This is a genomic window from Paenibacillus sp. J2R1T-4 (genome assembly GCF_059692235.1).
This window is the reverse complement of sequence record NZ_JCAUBA010000010.1, coordinates 12,459-29,402: the sequence shown is the minus strand read 5'-3', so window position 1 is coordinate 29,402 and position 16,944 is coordinate 12,459. Positions and strand designations below refer to the sequence as shown.

At 46.3% G+C, this 16,944-nt stretch carries 17 protein-coding genes and 1 pseudogene; 7 read left to right on the top strand and 11 right to left on the bottom strand.

Annotated elements, in window-relative coordinates:
- Positions 1-38: 38 nt before the first annotated feature.
- Genes AC58QD_RS17445 through AC58QD_RS17435 form a run of 3 tightly spaced genes read right to left on the bottom strand, consistent with a single transcriptional unit; the run spans position 39 to position 1,136 of the window.
- Entirely contained in the window at positions 39-608 is a 570-nt protein-coding gene (locus AC58QD_RS17445; RefSeq protein WP_497335504.1) for a manganese catalase family protein, read from the bottom strand.
- A gap of 28 nt (positions 609-636) precedes the next feature.
- Positions 637-906, bottom strand: coding sequence for a spore coat protein CotJB (locus AC58QD_RS17440; RefSeq protein WP_497335502.1), 270 nt, complete (start codon positions 904-906; stop codon positions 637-639).
- Between the two features lie 17 nt (positions 907-923).
- Entirely contained in the window at positions 924-1,136 is a 213-nt protein-coding gene (locus AC58QD_RS17435; RefSeq protein WP_497335876.1) for a spore coat associated protein CotJA, read from the bottom strand.
- A 356-nt stretch (positions 1,137-1,492) separates the two neighbouring features.
- Here AC58QD_RS17435 and AC58QD_RS17430 point away from each other — a divergent pair, with 356 nt between their 5' ends.
- Together AC58QD_RS17430 and AC58QD_RS17425 are read left to right on the top strand one after the other, a co-directional pair.
- Positions 1,493-2,269 (top strand): phytanoyl-CoA dioxygenase family protein, encoded by a 777-nt coding sequence (locus AC58QD_RS17430; RefSeq protein WP_497335500.1) that lies wholly within the window; start codon positions 1,493-1,495, stop codon positions 2,267-2,269.
- Positions 2,263-3,195, top strand: coding sequence for a helix-turn-helix domain-containing protein (locus AC58QD_RS17425; RefSeq protein ID WP_497335498.1), 933 nt, complete (start codon positions 2,263-2,265; stop codon positions 3,193-3,195). The genes AC58QD_RS17430 and AC58QD_RS17425 overlap by 7 nt, the downstream gene beginning before the upstream one ends.
- 78 nt (positions 3,196-3,273) lie before the next feature.
- Here AC58QD_RS17425 and ytvI read toward each other — a convergent pair whose 3' ends face one another.
- The 5 genes from ytvI to AC58QD_RS17400 form a co-directional block, all read right to left on the bottom strand.
- Positions 3,274-4,320 carry a sporulation integral membrane protein YtvI gene (ytvI, locus tag AC58QD_RS17420; RefSeq protein WP_497335496.1) on the bottom strand — a complete coding sequence of 349 codons (1,047 nt, stop codon included), beginning with the start codon at positions 4,318-4,320 and terminating at the stop codon, positions 3,274-3,276.
- Positions 4,321-4,335: 15 nt separating this feature from the next.
- Complete coding sequence (locus AC58QD_RS17415) at positions 4,336-5,652, bottom strand: hemolysin family protein (protein WP_497335874.1); 1,317 nt, start codon at positions 5,650-5,652, stop codon at positions 4,336-4,338.
- An 82-nt stretch (positions 5,653-5,734) separates the two neighbouring features.
- Positions 5,735-6,865, bottom strand: a complete 1,131-nt coding sequence (yfkAB, locus tag AC58QD_RS17410; protein ID WP_497335494.1) for a radical SAM/CxCxxxxC motif protein YfkAB — start codon at positions 6,863-6,865, stop codon at positions 5,735-5,737.
- 132 nt (positions 6,866-6,997) lie between these two features.
- Positions 6,998-7,810, bottom strand: coding sequence for an undecaprenyl-diphosphate phosphatase (locus AC58QD_RS17405; protein WP_497335492.1), 813 nt, complete (start codon positions 7,808-7,810; stop codon positions 6,998-7,000).
- A 32-nt stretch (positions 7,811-7,842) separates the two neighbouring features.
- Positions 7,843-9,288 (bottom strand): bifunctional metallophosphatase/5'-nucleotidase, encoded by a 1,446-nt coding sequence (locus AC58QD_RS17400; RefSeq protein WP_497335490.1) that lies wholly within the window; start codon positions 9,286-9,288, stop codon positions 7,843-7,845.
- A gap of 184 nt (positions 9,289-9,472) precedes the next feature.
- Between AC58QD_RS17400 and moaD the strand changes: the two genes are divergently transcribed.
- Positions 9,473-10,207 carry a molybdopterin converting factor subunit 1 gene (gene moaD, locus AC58QD_RS17395; RefSeq protein WP_497335488.1) on the top strand — a complete coding sequence of 245 codons (735 nt, stop codon included), beginning with the start codon at positions 9,473-9,475 and terminating at the stop codon, positions 10,205-10,207.
- A 17-nt stretch (positions 10,208-10,224) separates the two neighbouring features.
- On the opposite strand, the gene AC58QD_RS17390 is transcribed toward moaD, so the two are convergent.
- Both AC58QD_RS17390 and AC58QD_RS17385 read right to left on the bottom strand, forming a co-directional pair.
- A complete protein-coding gene (locus AC58QD_RS17390; protein ID WP_497335486.1) occupies positions 10,225-11,283 on the bottom strand; it encodes a C40 family peptidase in 1,059 nt (352 codons plus the stop codon).
- Positions 11,284-11,439: 156 nt separating this feature from the next.
- Complete coding sequence (locus AC58QD_RS17385) at positions 11,440-11,742, bottom strand: hypothetical protein (RefSeq protein WP_497335484.1); 303 nt, start codon at positions 11,740-11,742, stop codon at positions 11,440-11,442.
- Between the two features lie 388 nt (positions 11,743-12,130).
- Here AC58QD_RS17385 and AC58QD_RS17380 point away from each other — a divergent pair, with 388 nt between their 5' ends.
- From AC58QD_RS17380 to AC58QD_RS17365, 4 genes and pseudogenes are all read left to right on the top strand, one after another.
- A complete protein-coding gene (locus AC58QD_RS17380; protein WP_497335482.1) occupies positions 12,131-12,241 on the top strand; it encodes a sporulation protein YjcZ in 111 nt (36 codons plus the stop codon).
- Positions 12,242-13,598: 1,357 nt separating this feature from the next.
- Positions 13,599-13,805 (top strand): hypothetical protein, encoded by a 207-nt coding sequence (locus tag AC58QD_RS17375; RefSeq protein WP_497335480.1) that lies wholly within the window; start codon positions 13,599-13,601, stop codon positions 13,803-13,805.
- An 85-nt stretch (positions 13,806-13,890) separates the two neighbouring features.
- Positions 13,891-14,139: a hypothetical protein gene (locus AC58QD_RS17370; RefSeq protein WP_497335478.1), complete on the top strand. Its 249-nt coding sequence runs from the start codon at positions 13,891-13,893 to the stop codon at positions 14,137-14,139.
- A 1,159-nt stretch (positions 14,140-15,298) separates the two neighbouring features.
- Positions 15,299-15,436: pseudogene (locus AC58QD_RS17365) on the top strand (tyrosine-type recombinase/integrase); the annotation flags it as partial.
- A gap of 81 nt (positions 15,437-15,517) precedes the next feature.
- Here the strand turns inward: AC58QD_RS17365 and sufB are convergent.
- Positions 15,518-16,915: a Fe-S cluster assembly protein SufB gene (gene sufB, locus AC58QD_RS17360; RefSeq protein WP_497335476.1), complete on the bottom strand. Its 1,398-nt coding sequence runs from the start codon at positions 16,913-16,915 to the stop codon at positions 15,518-15,520.
- Positions 16,916-16,944 lie beyond the last annotated feature (29 nt).

Sequence of the window (16,944 nt, the reverse complement as noted above, 5' to 3'; positions counted from 1 at the left end):
CAATGGGTTGTCTTTTCCATTTGGCCAAGCTGTAATAATTAATACACTTTCTTAGTATCCCGATCTTCCTTCAGCATCTCCACTGCTTCCCGGAATCGCAACGAGTGGACGATCTCCCGCTCACGCAGAAATTTCAACCCATCTTGCAAGTCTACGTCATCGGTCATATCAATCAACCACTGATAGGTGGCTCGTGCTTTCTCCTCTGCTGCAATGTCCTCATATAAATCCGCAATAGGATCACCCTTAGCCTGAATATAAGCAGCCGTAAAGGGCACTCCTGCCGCGTTCTCATAAAACAGCGCACTGTCATGGCTTACGTAATGCGCCCCTAGCCCAGCTGCTTCCAGCTGTTCCACCGACGCGTCTTTGGTCAGCTTGTAAATCATGGTGGCAATCATCTCAAGATGGGCAAATTCCTCGGTGCCTATATCCGTAAGCAGTCCAATAACTTTATCCGGAATGCTGTACCGTTGATTTAAGTATCGGAGAGCTGCAGCCAGCTCACCGTCCGCTCCGCCATATTGCTCAGCGAGATATTTGGCCATACGGGGATCGCACTTGCTTACTTTTACGGGATACTGCAGCTTCTTCTCATAGACCCACATTATTACTCACACCACTCTTTCGCTCAGGTTAGACTTGCCAAGGCCAAGGCGAATTTCTCCAATCCCAAGGATAACGGCTGTAGCTATGACCGAATTGCAGCAACGGACCATAAACACGCTCATATTCACTTGCCAATTGTGCGCGGAAATGAGCATACTGATTGAATTGCTCGATTGCTTTCATATCTTCCGGATGCGTGTCGAGATACAAGGTCAACTCGACCAGGACAAAGTCCGCCGCTTGCAGCCTATGCAGCAGCTGATAGTATTCGGCATTGAGCTCCATTTTGGATTCCATACTTTAAGGTCCTCCTTTCATCGTCTCTTCGATTGATAGGGGCTGAATAAGAGCGGCCACAGTGTCCCTCTTCTGAGAGCTTCTTCTGGGGGGAATTGAGGAAGGTTGGGCGGCTGGTAGGGAATGAATAGCTGGGGTGGTGTATCGTAAGTTTTAACTAGAACCGGGGGACAGGGGTCGAAAGGGCTGACATAGGGGAACCATTCGCGTGTTTGTTTAATCTGTTCCATAATCTCTTTCATGTGAACCTCCTTAAGCATTGTCTGCACAGGCTATTATGTAACATATGAGCACAGCCCAGAAATGATTAATATAGAACAAGCTGTGATTGTGAATTTATTTCCCAGAGACTTGGCCCAAACTAACCTTATATCTTTTCAAGTAAAGAGCAAGATGAAATGAGGGTTGTCCATATTTGCTTGGCAGGAATTGAATCAGAGGGACAAAAGACGAGGCCAATTCTTATATAAAAGTGTAAAAAGTACAATGGATGACGGAAACACTGCATTGTCATTACTGCTAACCGCGAGGATAATAGAGGAAAGAAGTCATTCACCTCATTCCATATGTTTAAGGAGAGATAGCTATGTCGTCCGTTACAGGTAATATATTACAAATTAATGAGGAACAGCTCCAACAATTTGAGGAACTTGGATATATCCGATTCGATAACTTATTCAAGGAAGAAGAGATCGATCCCATCCGAGTTATCATCGATTCAATCGACGAGCAGTCCGAACAAGCTCACCAGAATCAAGCGCCTTCTGATTCAATTAGTTCTGCAGGTAAAATCAACTTCACCTCCCAGTTGAATTTCATGCACCCCGATCTGCAGAGATTCGCTACTGATGCACGGTTTGTTGCTCTCAATACGGCGATATTGGGACCAAACGTTCAGCTGTATTGGGATCAGTCGGTCTATAAGCGTCCGGAGAGCACACGCGAGTTCCCTTGGCATCAGGATAACGGGTATGGACCGATTGAACCTATGATGTATGTGACTTGCTGGCTCGCACTCGAGGATGCAACGATAGAGAATGGGTGTGTGTGGATACAACCTGGAAGCCATAAGAAAGGGCTCGTCCCTCACGTGAAAACCGATATCGGCAAGCTCTGTTACTATGGGGAGGAGAGCGGAATACCGGTTGAACTGAAGAAAGGAAGTATGGTTGCCTTCCACTCGCTGCTCTTTCATCGAAGCGCACCGAATCGCAGTCAAGCTATGAGAAAAGCATATGTACTGCAATATTCGGTTGCCGGCGCATGGAACCCGGAAACGAATGTCGTATTCAACAACGGGCCCGTTATTGCCAGGAATGGTGAAGCTTGTTACTCCAATTTTCAGAATCGCGAACAATGCTAGAGAAGGAAATTCATATCATTAAGGGACCCGCTGACGTTGACGTCACTTCTCCATCAGGTTCCTCTTCACCTCAGCCTGCTCCAGTCGGCAGCGTACAAAGAGAATGGCAGATCAACGTCCATGCCGTCCATGAGGACAGCTATACCACCCTTCATATCCATGACCATGTGAATCCCAATTGGATCGTAAGTCATGTGGTGCAAGGAAGTGTAAGAACCGGTTCGCATAATCAGTTGGAGCTGGCAGAGTCCGGCAGCGTCATGATTCATCCGCCATACATACCATTCGCGGAGTATTCGGATCAGCCTGGAACGCACCAATGGATGTCACTATCGATTGTTGGAAAGTATCAGATGAATCTGTTCGAGCGATACCCTGTCGGTTTCGTCGTTCATCTGGAACGTCCGGAGTTATATCGGGAGACATTCTGTTCGCTTCTAACCCGATGGAATAGCCACACCTCCTCCTTCCGAGAGGTAGGTATTGCTGCTGATACGATGAGCCTGGTTACAATGATTCTAGAGAGCTATGAGCATCAGGCACAAATAACCCAGCAGCCCGCAATTGCTCGTTCTCCGAACAGCCGCTTCGCCGTTCTGATTCGGTATATGCAAATGCATATGGGCCGTAAGCTCTCTCGTGAGGAGCTAGCCGAGCAAGTTCATTTGAACCCGAACTACTTGGATCGCATATTCCAGGAGCTCCATAAGCTTACTCCTATGCAGATGCTGAGAGACATGCGACTGCAGGAGGCACGCAGGCTGCTCGGATATACGGACGCCCCGTTATCATCAATCGCTCAACAATGCGGGATGGGGGATGCCGCTTATTTGAACAGACAGTTCGTCAAAGCCTTTCAAATGACACCAGGTCAATTTCGGGAGTATCTCCGAAATGTTGGAATGAATTATTTGCAGACGAAATAAGAAAAACCTGACCGGAAGTAGTTCACCGGTCAGGTCCTTGGCGTTGGATTTCAGTTGGGCCCGTCGAATCGATTTGTACTATTCCAGCTTAATCTTAAACTGCAGCAGGCCCACCTTGCGCATCGCTTGATAAATAATGACGATGATCGGACCGAGGAACAGCCCTATGACCCCGAATATTTTGAACCCGACATACAAGCTGACAAGTGCTGCTAAAGCGCTGATTCCCACCGCATCCCCCAACACCTTTGGCTCGACAATTCGTCTTACAATCGTTATAACTCCGAACAAGATGAGCAACCCGATCGCGAGGAAGTTGTCCCCCGTGATGAAACCGTACAGTGCCCATGGAACCAGCACAGAACCTACGCCCAGAATCGGTAAAATATCAACGATCACTGTAAGCAGCGCTATCGCTAATGGGTAGTCCACATCAAGGATGAGCAGTCCCGTTAAGGCGATAATGTAGGTCATGGCGCTCAGAATCAATTGAGCACGCAGAAAGCCGAACACGGAGCTGCGAAGATTCACTAACACTTTATCCACTTTGTCCTGTGACTTCTCCTCGAATATGGACAGGAAGGAGCCCTTGAGCTGCGGCAAGCTGAAGCTGAACAAGAACAGGGCCACGAGGAAGACGATGAAAAAGATGAAGAAGTTCGGAATAAATTTGGCAAACCCGATGAAGTACCCCGATATTCCCTTCATTATTCCGTTCAGTGATTCCGTTAAGGTTTTGAGTCCAGTCTCGAATCCGCCTTGAAATTGCTCCGCCATATCTGCAGGCAACGAATTGTAAAACAATTGCGTTCGCTCGGCTGCATCCTTGATATAACGATTCGCTTCATTGAAATAAACAGGAGCTTTATCCCAGAACTCCACGAGCTGCGACACCATCTTAACTCCAAGCAAATAAGCTAATCCGAATAACAACAAAGTAAACAATGTGCATACAATGGCCGATGCAGCAACCCGATTCAACCGAAACAGCTTCATCATGGGGATAATGACAGGCTCCAAAAACAATGCAGCGACAATCGCAAGCAGAAAAGGAGAACCTACTGTAAATAGTCCATACAGAACCGCGATTCCAAGTGCGAGTAATAGAATGACTTTGGAGGACAACTACAACACTCCTTCTTATATATTTGGCAGTTCCGCTTCTGCCCAAGATTGGTCTTCCTTGCGGTATATATGTACTCTTACAATACGCAACCGGTCCACTTCAGCAACTTCGAAAACATAAGAACCTGCTGATACTTTCTGCCCTGTTTCCGGCATTCCCTCTAGCTGCTTGAATAACCAGCCGCCAATCGAATCCACTTCTTCATCCTCGAGCGTGATGTGGAGCATATCGCTTACCTCATCCAGAAGCACTCGTCCTTCAACAGAGGTAATATGTCCCTTCACTTCTACACTGGGACGAAATTCGTCGAATTCATCGTGCAGCTCACCCACGATCTCTTCAATAATCTCTTCACTCGTTAACAGGCCCGCTGTGCCCCCATATTCATCGATCACTATCGCTAACTGAGATTGACGCTTTTGCATTAATCGCAACACATGGCTGATCTCCATCGATTCAGGAACGGTTAATATGGGTCGGATGAATGAGTCCAGCTCATGCGTTACATTGGGGTCAACCGTAAGAAGATCGGTAATATGGACAAAACCAACGATACGATCCTTATCCTGCAGCGCTACAGGATACCGGGTGTGCTTCGTAGCGTACACAAGCTTCAAGTTCTCCTCCCAGCTAAGATCGGAGAAAAGACAATCCATATCGATACGAGGCAGCATCACTTCACGGGCCAGACGTTCAGAGAATTCGAATATATTATCGAACAGCACCATCTCTTCTTTATCGATATGACCGCTCTTAGCACTTTGATTCATAAGAATACGAATTTCTTCTTCGGTATGTGCCGCATCATGCTCGGTTGCGGGTCGTATGCCTATTAACCGGAGCAGCCAATTCGCTGTGCCGTTCAACACTACAATCACAGGAAGAAAGATCTTGTAGAACCACATAAGCGGAGCAGAGAGCCAGAGTGAGGTCACTTCTGAACGTTGAATCGCTAATGACTTCGGGGCAAGCTCACCTAACACGATGTGCATGAAGGTTATGATGGCGAATGAGATCGCGAACGAAATCGTATGAGACAGAACCACATCCACCACACCCATACGGCCAAGAACGGGCTCGACAATTAGACTGGATAGTGCTTTTTCACCGACCCAGCCAAGTCCAAGCGAGGCAAGAGTAATTCCAAGCTGAGTAGCCGACAAATAAGCATCCAGCTTCTGATTTACCTTTAAGGCATAGCGAGCCCGCTTATTGCCTTCATTCACCAACTGAGTAAGCCGAGTCTGCCTTACCTTTACCAAGGCAAACTCTGCGGCTACAAAGAAGCCGTTCAGAAGAACCAGTACTAGAATGAGCAGGAGGTTCCACATAATCGCGTTCCAGTGAAAAACATATTGTTCCAATGCGGGTTAATTCCTCTCGAAGATCGATTGACTGCCTGTTACATCGTCATTAGCCTACGAGCGCGGTGCGTTTCTTGAAATCAACTTCCTTGTAATACGTATCCGCGACGAGAAGATTCGGTCCGCAGCATGCGGCAGCCGGACAATGACAGTCTACCTTCTTATTAAGAGGATGGCTCAGCCATCGGTCGAATATACTCTCGAAGGAATCCGATTTCATATTCCCCAGTGCAGACAGATCAGAGAAATCCGTAACGTACACATCTCCCGTGAACATGCTCACATTAATACGATTGCGTCCATCCGGATCATTACGAACCGTCACGTTAGGCGCCTGCCGCAGCTTCTTAACCATCTGCAGGTCCTTCTCATTATCACTGCAAGCGAAGAACGGAAGCGTTCCGAACAGCATCCAGAGCTCAGGATTCCTGGCATCAAGCAACCGATCGATCGCCGTACGTGTCTCATCCAAGGAAAGCACTGGCAAAGCAGCGGCGAATGCGCTCGGATACATCGGATGGACTTCATGCCGCTTACAGCCCATCTCTTGAATCAGCTTGTGAATAGCGGGAAGTTTATCGTGAGTGCGGTAATTAATCATCGATTCAGCACTTACGAACATTCCTCCTTTGCTCAGAGCAATCGTATTCTCGACCATCCGTTCAAACAGCTTCGTTGCAGTCTCAAGACTAACGGGGTGGGCCGTATTTGTAAAGCCTACACGAAGAAAATCATCCGCGTTCAAATAATTATACGAGATATGCATCACATCGAGATAAGGTACCATCTGCTCATAGCGTGATAACTCCAACGTTACGTTGGAGTTAAGCTGAGTCCGGATGCCGCGCTCACGGGCGTATTTTAATATTGGAACTATATATTCTTTCACGGTTTTCGCGTGATAAGTCGGTTCTCCGCCAGTAATGCTTATCGTTTCTAAACGTTCTACCTCGTCCAATCGCTTAAGTATGGCCGAGAGAGGAATACGTTCTCCCTCTGTCATAGTTAGAGCGTCTCCAACCGCGCAATGCTCGCAACGCATATTACAGAGGTTGGTCATCGTCAGCTCCACGCTAGTAAGCACATGACGGCCGTATTGGCGCAGAGAGCGAATAGGATCCCAAGGATCGTTAGTCGGCGATAGAGAAGCATGACCGAGATTAGGAATGGGGGTACTCAAAGGACTCACCTAAATATCAAATTTCAAAGCATGACAAATCATGTTGATCTCTACATTGTAAACAAAAACCGCCCATCAATCAAACAAATGGACGGCGATCTGGCTCAAATCTAATATTTAGATTAAAGCATATTAGTTAAAACCTACCAAACTCATATACAAAATCACAATACCTGCCAAAATAAATCGATAATAAGCGAAATAAGTCAGCTTCAATCTTCCAACCAGTTTAATAAAAGTAACAACCGCGAGCAGCGCTACAAGGAAGGATACAATAAAACCCGTTGCAAAAAATCCGATATCTGCTGAGGTGAACTGATCATAGCTGCTTAACAGCTCGTAACCGGTAGCCGCACACATAACCGGAATAGCGATCAGGAATGTAAAGTCTGCCGCAGCTGCTCTTGTTGCCCCAGCCATCATCCCGCCTGCAATTGTCGCACCAGAACGAGAGAACCCCGGCCAAAGTGACAAACATTGGGCAATCCCAATGAACAGAACTTGACGGTACGACAATTGGTCCATGTCCGTGGCTGTAATCTGAGGTTGTTGCTTTTCTGCAATAATCATAAAGATACCGCCGACAATGAGTCCGATTACGACCGTTTCTGGTGAAAATAACAGCTTGATTTGATCCCGCAGCAGGAACGCAAGTCCCAGGGCAGGCACAATGGCAATAAGGATATGCAGTAAATTAATTTTTTGCGGCTTCGCTCGCGACACTTGATCTTTGAACCCGAACAATCTCAGCACTCTGCGCCAATAAATTATAGCTACCGCAAATATAGCCCCAAGCTGTATGACAACCTCGAATGTCTCTGCCTTGTCCCCTTCAAAACCAAGCATATGTCCTGCAAGGATCATATGCCCTGTAGATGAAACCGGTAAAAATTCAGTTAACCCTTCAACAATCCCAATAATAATCGCAATCCACAGATCGTACATAAATGACTATATCCTCCTTCAGCTTCATCCATCTAACGGCTAGCGACCCAACAACGTTCCGAGCAATGGATCAACTCATCCGGTCGCTGCAATTGTTCCTTCAACACGTCCCGAATAAATTCAGGGAGAAAAAAACGGGTGTCCATTCCATGGCTTAATGAAGTATAACCACTGTTGAACGTAAACATATCGATCATACCGACCTGATACATATGCTCCAAATCAAGTGGTAATCCGTTGAAGAAAACCCTATGTATTTTGTTCATCGACACGCCATCAGGGTCATACTCAATTCGAATCCCGCTTACACAAAGTACCCCTAACACGTTACCCCGAAAACCAAAACCGCGAATCGGGTGCTCATAGTATTCCGCCAACAAGGATTCTTCCAGAGCCTGCATAATGTCGCTGCCCTTTAGAAGAGTCAGACAAGGATTGATCGGCGAAGGACACATACCAAGCAATTGTCCTGCTGTAACCGGGCCGGCTTCCAACCCATTCAGGAGCTGTCCTGCATTGACCAGACCGATCTCAGCCCCCGTCCACCTTCGAATACCTGAGGCCAACAGATTGCCCAGCTCTGATTCCCCATACCAATCGATGGCAAGACTTGTATGAAGATGCGCAACCGGCTGCTCCAGCTTGTTATATCCAAGCACACGATAATCTTCAATCAAATCAGCCACCTGCGCATCTGCAGGAAAATCGTCAGCCAAAAGACAACATCCCTGTTCCAACGTCACGGTTCCGGTACGAAAATCATACCCAAGCGTAATATCCCCTACGTACTTGCCTAGACTTCCTGTAGCGGCAAGCCACGTATTCCCCTCCCGCTCAGGTTGTTCAAGCAAGTGATGGGTGTGACCTCCAAGAATCAGGTCAATGCCCTCCACCTTGTGAGCTAACAAACGATCCTGTCTCAGCCCTAGATGCGACATCACAATTGTAATATGAACGCCGCACTCCTTCTTTAGCTTGTAAATTTCATCCGCTATCGCCTGAATCGGTTCAAGAGCTGACCAGCCCAATAAAGTATAGAAGCTCTCATAGTAGGCTGTCACTCCAACGATACCGATCCGCAATGTGCCCTGCTCGATTACGAGTGAGGGAACCATCCATTCTGCTTGTTTTCCAGTTTCCAGCTCTAACAAGTTTGTTCCAAGCACAGCAAATTGCGCCTTGCCGTGATAGGCTGCGGAGATCGTGTCTTTTGGGAATGTAAGACCTTCATTATTACCAAGCACAATCGCGTCATAGCCGGTAGCGTTCAATACAGCTATGTTGGCTGCTCCCATACTGCCTTCCGTTTCTACACGCATACGATCCATATGATCACCGATATCTAACGTAATGACAGACTCGACTGGTCTCGATTGCTTCAAATATTGAATAGCAGACGCTATACGGGGCATTTGCTCGAATCGGCTGTGGATATCGTTCGTATGGATGATATGCAACTGTTGATATTCCGCTGGCAAACGAATCCCCTCCTATTCGCACTTTGCTTTTAGTTTATCCCTCAAAGGATTCGTCTTAGGATACGTAAATTCCTGCCGCTCGTCCTTGAACGGGATATTACTCATTGTATGCCTGAGCTTTGATTGACAATGCCACTCCGCTTTCTGTACGATAAAAATAAAACGATCCTAAGAGCAGGAGATTATGCCAGTGAATATTAATATCTTATTGTTTGCAGGATTAGCTGATGCAATCGGGACGAGCCGTCTGAGCCTATCCTTAGACAATGATTCCCTAACGGTCCAGCAATTGAAGGAAACTTTATGTGTACAATTTCCAAGCGCGGCTTCGTTAATACGCCTATCGTTCGTCGCTCGCAATCAGAGCTACGCTTCAGACGATACTGCCATTTCCCCTTCCGATGAAATCGCTCTAATTCCACCCGTATCAGGAGGACAACCTACTGATGCCGACTCCACCACCGTATCGTCTTCTCCCAACGGCTTATTTACCCTGACCTACGAACGGTTGTCTACAGAGGAAACTTGCACCAAAGTACAAGATTCCCGTTACGGGGCAGTAATTGCGTTTGTTGGCACAACCAGGGAATATACGAATGGAAAGCGTACTACATTGCTTGAGTACGAGGCATACGCACCCATGGCTCTTAAGACCATGGAGCAGATCGGCGAAGAAATAGACGCCCGCTGGCCGGGCGCCCTATGTGCGATCTCACATCGGCTTGGTGCTGTACCGCTTGGAGAGATCAGTGTCGTTATTGCCGTAGCCGCTCCCCATAGAGCGGAATGTTACGAAGCAAGCCGTTATGCCATTGAACGGTTGAAACAGATCGTTCCGATCTGGAAAAAAGAAATATGGGAAGACGGCTCGGAGTGGAAGGGCCATCAGCTCGGCCCCTGGAATCCCATGAATGGATAATATAGCTAAGCTTGTGGCTAGCGGGTTATACGAGTTGCTTTGAGATACGAGTTTTTCCAGTAAGGCTTATTTATATCTGTTAACTGTACGCCATCTTCAGGCTGGGGGGAGGAGTGAATCATCATTCCATCTCCCAAGTACAATCCCACGTGTCCCACAACCTCATCAGAACGGAATCTTCCTGGTACATAGAAGAATAACATATCCCCTTTCCTTATATCGTCCTTCCTTACACTAGTCCCTTCCTCTGCCTGCGCTCTTGCTGTGCGGGGCAGATCCACATTTTGCTTGGCGAACAGAAATTGCATGAAGGAAGAACAATCGAAGTAGCCCGTCTCTGAGAATGGACCTGTTCCGAATTGGTATTTGATCCCGAGGTAACGTTTGGCCGTAGCCTCCATCTGATTGAAATCCAACCCGCCATTGGCGTTAAGTGCTGCAGGCTGTTTGTAATGCGAACCTCTAACTCTGCCTAATGTTGGCTGATCCGGGCTCAATGCTGCTTTTTCCCAGAAGTACATATCCTCTTGAGGTGCCGGCGGATCCACGACATACTCTTCTAGGCTCTTGACCCGTATTAGAGCGGGGCTGACGCTAACTTCTGTATCTGTCGAACGAAAGGACATATCGCTTCCGAATAAGTCAGCCAAGGAGTCAACCGGGATGTACAACGCGTTCTCTTTCATCACCGGAGGTAATCCCAACGGAATCGGTTTATCGGCTTTGAGAGCCTTCTGATTATTGGCTTGCAGCTCAAATTCCGGTCCGTTAACACCTAGTTTCATTATATCTTCGTTCCAGACCGTCTTGTATTCCAACACATCCGCTAACAATTGGGCAGAAATGTACCGGTTATTCTCAAATGTCCTTACTGGAATCCTTGCATCGCTCCCATACGGGGTAACACTCAAGATGTGAACGCCTTTGTTGCTTTTCACTTGTTCCAGCACAACCTGTTGTCCCTCTGATTGCTGCTCCACAGGCTGCTTGGTAGTTGTGCATGCTGATACGCTTAGCAGGATCGTTACAAGTAATGCCGCTTTACCTGATCTTTTCACTCTGTTCACTATTGTCATGACCCTCAGCATCCTCCCTCTTCTTCTGTATTAGCGTAACCTTGTCTGTCCATTAGGTTGTGCGCTGCAATCGGAATTATGCGGAAAGGAGGGTTCACTTTTTTTGACAGATGATTGAAAAAACTATCGAGTTCATTTAGGTTCCTGCCCAGTCCTCTACAAATGAGATCCCGATAAAAAACGCGACCTCCTAAGAGGCCGCGCCGTCATGCTGGAAAACACCGTTAGGTTGGCGGAAAAAGGGGCTTCCAAATCCTCCAAATCCCCCAAAGCCAAACGGGCTTCCAAATCCCCCAAAGCCAAACGGGCTTCCAAATCCCCCAAAGCCAAACGGACTTCCAAATCCTCCAAAGCCAAACGGACTTCCAAATCCTCCAAAGCCAAACGGACTTCCAAATCCTCCAAAGCCAAACGGGCTTCCAAATCCTCCAAAGCCAAACGGGCTTCCAAATCCTCCATGCCCAAATCCTCCGTGACCAAATCCCCCGAGTCCTCCGTGACCAAATCCTCCGTGAAAGCCCATATGTGTTGTCCTCCTACTATGATGATATAGACATTTGACCATGTATTGTATGGGCATCTGTCATAATAAGTTCGCAGTTAGGTGTAAAAAATGCTTCTCGGATTCTCATTAAAACTCGGAAAATTGTCAGGGAAACAAGAACTTTTAGCTGCAGCGGTATCGGTGGTAGCCCCCTTAGCTTTTCACAAATCCTTAATCTGTTGTTGGGAATATATCATCGAGTATATTTACCATATTTGTGCATTTGACCTGCAATACTTACCCATACAGAATCGATTCCTCCCACATACACTACATTATCTTTATAAAAGGAGGAGAAGAAATATGGGATTTGATGGTGGAATTGGAGGATCCTTCGGGGGCTTTACTAGCGTTGGGATCATTCTCGTGCTTTTCATTCTGTTAGTCATTGTTTTGCGCGGTGTAATCATCTAATGCGGTTCTTCGTACACTGATTTCAATTTTCCTTTCACTCTGGATTATCCCATGATAAGTACTCCTCTTACTGTAGGTCGGTTCTTTGAACCGGCCATTTTTTTTCACAAAATAGGTGAAAACACACTCCGTATTGCAGACTATATACTCATATTAAACTCTACAAAAACGGAACTCCTCAGTAGTCCATTTTTCGTCCAGTTCCTCATTTTAACTCTTGCTTTAAGTCTTGGTTCTACATATACGTGTTGCTGATCTTCTGTTGTTATATATGGTTGGATTGCTTGATAAAATGCTTTTTTCTGTACTGAGGTAACACCGAATTCAATTATTCCGGCAGCAGTTTATAAGCCTGAACTGGTTAATCTTTGTGGCTAGATCATTCCATTCAAAAGCATAGACATTAACATTCGCCCCGCTCAATTTTGTAAATGTCCATGAGAAGTTTGTAGGTCTTGCCGGGCTAGCGGTAAAGCTACCGGATGCAGATAAGAATGAAATGTTCCCTTGAATATCAAATGCGTAAGCTGATAAGGTGTACGTCCCTCCACTTGCTAATCCAGTGAAGTTATAGCTGGCACTCCCTCCGCTTTGAAAAGCTACTCCATCATAGACTCCATTCTTATAAAAATAGAAGCCGCTCAGCCCCGAAGCGTTTCCCTGAGTCGGGTTATTGTCCCACCCAGATGCAGAGACTTGAATCGAGGTCGAGGTGGACGTTATTTTGCTAATGCTGTTAGCGTAAGGTAACGTTTCGTCCTTCGATCTGATGATATAAGGATCACTTGTTGTTCCGGAGCCTTATGCATTCGCAGGTACGATGGTTATCGAGTAATTCCAGTATTCCTTATCAATCGGAATAACTGTTGAGGTACCAGAAACGGAAGCTTTCCAAAAACCGTCTGCGTACACATCATAGCAGGTAGCTAGGTAAACGCTTGACCAGTTAACGCTCAGTTGCTTACCGACTAAAGCTGATCCACCCACACTCAGCTTACCGATCGGGGGTGAAGGCGCTGGATCAGTTGTATAAGATCCTGCTCCAGTTTCAACTAACAGCGTTCCAGATACTAAGCAATCATTAGCAATGCTATAGGTTGTGTTTGCACTCAAGCCGCTAAATGCTGTTCGATGTTGTGCTTCTTCAAGACTTCATCCACCCATATGTTATGGTCAATGAGTGGCATGCTTGTAGAGAATGGCTTCCAGTTCTCTTTATGCACCTGGGCGATACGCTTATGAATTATCAGACGTTACACCAATAGAACATATACCTGCAAAGGGGCAGTTAGGGATGTGGAATTATCCATTGGAAGGAGTAAGTATACCTTTCGAACCTAAGGAGGAATGATTCACTATGACCATCGTTGAGGTAAGAGAAGAAGGATCTAAAGACATAGAACTCATTCAGCAGCTTCAGTTCTTTGATAATGTGACCGGTGAAGACATAAGAAAAACCATCTGGTTATTGAACAGCTATGTAGACTGGATCGATATCAAAGCGGATCACAGGACAGGAGCTCACAGCCGATGTAACGGCCAATGCAGTTATCCTGAAGGATGAGAGGCAGTCCTACTACAAGTTGTACGTGGCGATAACAAATATCATCCGGTTTGCGATTAACAACATCAGAGATCAGCATGAAGCTATGATTGCTAAGATGTTGTTCCTGGAAGGAAAAAAATACGGGACTGTTCAATCATATATGGAAAAAGGGTTTAAGAAGGCAATCCATCCGATACAGGCCACAACATTTGCTGAGAAGCGTAGGAAAGTAATAAAAAACATCGCAAACAGCCTTAAGATCAACCGAACTCTTGATTTTGTAATCATAGATTATGGACGGGGGCGGAATGAAGAAGGAGAAATAGGTTTGAGACCGTTGAATCCGCAGTAAATCCGAATATATTAAAGGATAAGATGAAATTGTAAAAGACTTGGAGAGATACCAGACACTAAAACATACCTGTTTGCCGGTGGTGGGATATGCCAGAATCCCACATAAGTCGCAAGGGTAGGACAAGCTGGTTTATCTCTCCAATGTTGTACATCTTGATTGAGAAGGTGAGTACAATGTGAAACGTATATTCATCGACCGACGGTTGGCGGCACAGAGTAGCGTGTGAGCACTCACCCCAGTTATGGTATTAGTGTGAGACTTTTGCCTTTGTCGTTCTTGCTAGTCTCTGTAAAGAAACCTTGTAACGGCCTCGGCTCCATAAGACGACTTATGGTCACAGCTTATCCCTTTTGCTGAAATGAGAAAACAAAGGGATTTCTCACAGTATTACCATCCTCCATTCGAACACTCCCTTCCTCCCTAATGATCAACCACCCATTCATTGGACTCTTTTGCGGGGCAAAGCAAAATGAGAGGTTGACACTCCTCGCACGGTGACCGTAACCGTTGCACTAAGGAACTGGATCACGGCGGTAACCCCTCACCGAAATAAGAGGGGGATATAAACCCCCGCAAGACAGACTGTTCCGTCCTACGGACTACACAGACTGTCTTGATCATCAGCGCTGCACAAAGGCACTCCGCCTCGCAGACTTACCTTCGGCAAGACTACTCGGCTCCGCTTAGTTCGATTCAAAAACATACGACCTCTTTATGGGACGAAAAGTTTCAATAGACAGATGCTCAAAAAACAAACCACTTAACGAACATTAAATTCGTTAGTGGCTTTTATTTGTCCGCCGCAGAACAGATTACTCCGCCAAAAACAGAATAGCTGTCTACGGAGTCTTGTGATGCATTGGAAAATGGTGATGGTGATAGTGGTAATGGTGATGGTGATGGTGATGATGATACGTCATATGAGGATGCCCAGGATGATGTCCATGGTGAGGATAATGTGGATTAGATTCTCTTCCTTGAGGTACAGTTTGCTGAGGCTCCCTTTCCTGCATTTGCTGATATATATTTTCTTGACTCATTCGTGTAACTCCCTTCGTTTAGATTACACCATATTATGTGGAGAACCGAAATAAGGGCATGTACCCAAATAAATGGGCTCTGAATTACAACATCCGGTAGTGATCCATCATAACCTGCAAGCCTGGTATTTGTATCGAAGAGACTTGGGCATAAGACGATCAAAACGACTGCTGATACTTACCTAGATATCACCAAAAAAATAGAAGAAGACGAACTTAAAAAGTTCGCCTCCTACACCAAAAGAAAAATCTGAATCGGCACGAAATCGGCACAAACGATTTCGACCAGTATTTAAACAGCCTTTGAGCCTTACTGTAATAAGGCTTATGGCGACTTAACCGATAGAACCTTCCATCTCGAACTTGATGAGACGGTTCATCTCTACCGCGTACTCCATCGGAAGCTCTCTAGTGAAAGGCTCGATGAAGCCCATTACGATCATTTGTGTCGCTTCGGCTTCGGTAAGTCCGCGGCTCATGAGGTAGAACAATTGGTCCTCAGACACCTTGGACACCGTCGCTTCATGCTCCAATGTGATATTGTCGTTCATGATTTCGTTATAAGGAATCGTGTCGGATGTAGATTGTTTATCCATGATCAACGTATCGCATTTGATGTTCGCCTTGGAGCCTTGGGAGTTACGTCCGAAGGAAGCAAGACCGCGATATGTTACTTTACCGCCATGTTTACTGATCGACTTGGATACGATTGTAGAAGTTGTATCTGGTGCCAAGTGAATCATCTTCGCTCCAGCATCTTGATGCATCCCTTTACCGGCAACGGCGATTGACAATACCATCCCTTTGGCGCCGCGGCCTTTTAGTACTACGGCAGGGTATTTCATCGTAAGTTTGGAACCAATGTTACCATCGACCCATTCCATTGTGGCATTCTCTTCTGCAACTGCACGCTTCGTAACCAGGTTATAAATGTTCGGAGCCCAGTTCTGAATCGTTGTGTAACGCGCACGGGAATTCTTCTTACAAATAATTTCTACAACTGCGCTATGCAGGGAGTTCGTGCTGTAGATCGGAGCTGTACAGCCTTCCACGTAATGGACCAGGCTATCCTCATCTGTAATGATGAGAGTACGTTCGAACTGCCCCATATTCTCCGAGTTAATCCGGAAATAGGCTTGCAGAGGAACTTCACACTTAACACCTTTAGGTACGTAGATGAAGCTTCCGCCTGACCATACCGCACTGTTCAGTGCTGCAAATTTGTTATCTGTCGGCGGGACAATCGTCCCGAAGTATTCTCTGAACAACTCAGGGTACTCACGAAGCGCGGTGTCTGTATCTGTAAAGATAACACCTTGCTTCTCCAAGTCTTCCTGCATGCTGTGATACACAACCTCGGATTCATACTGAGCGGATACCCCAGCAAGGAACTTCTGTTCCGCTTCCGGGATCCCTAGCTTGTCGAACGTATTCTTAATCTCTTCCGGCACTTCTTCCCACGTCTTACCTTGTTTCTCAGATGGTTTGACATAGTACTGAATGTCGTTGAAATCAAGATCGTCCATGTTGCCGCCCCAAGTTGGCATTGGAGCCGCTCTGAACAGCTCTAATGATTTCATGCGGAAATCAAGCATCCACTGCGGTTCGTTTTTCATCCTGGAAATCTCTTCCACGATTTCATTGGTCAGTCCTTTTCCTGATTGGAAAATCGACTTATGCTCGTCACGAAATCCATACTTATAGGTTTCCATTTCTGGCATTTTCTTCGCCATTGTAATCCCTCCCTTAATTATGGTCTTGC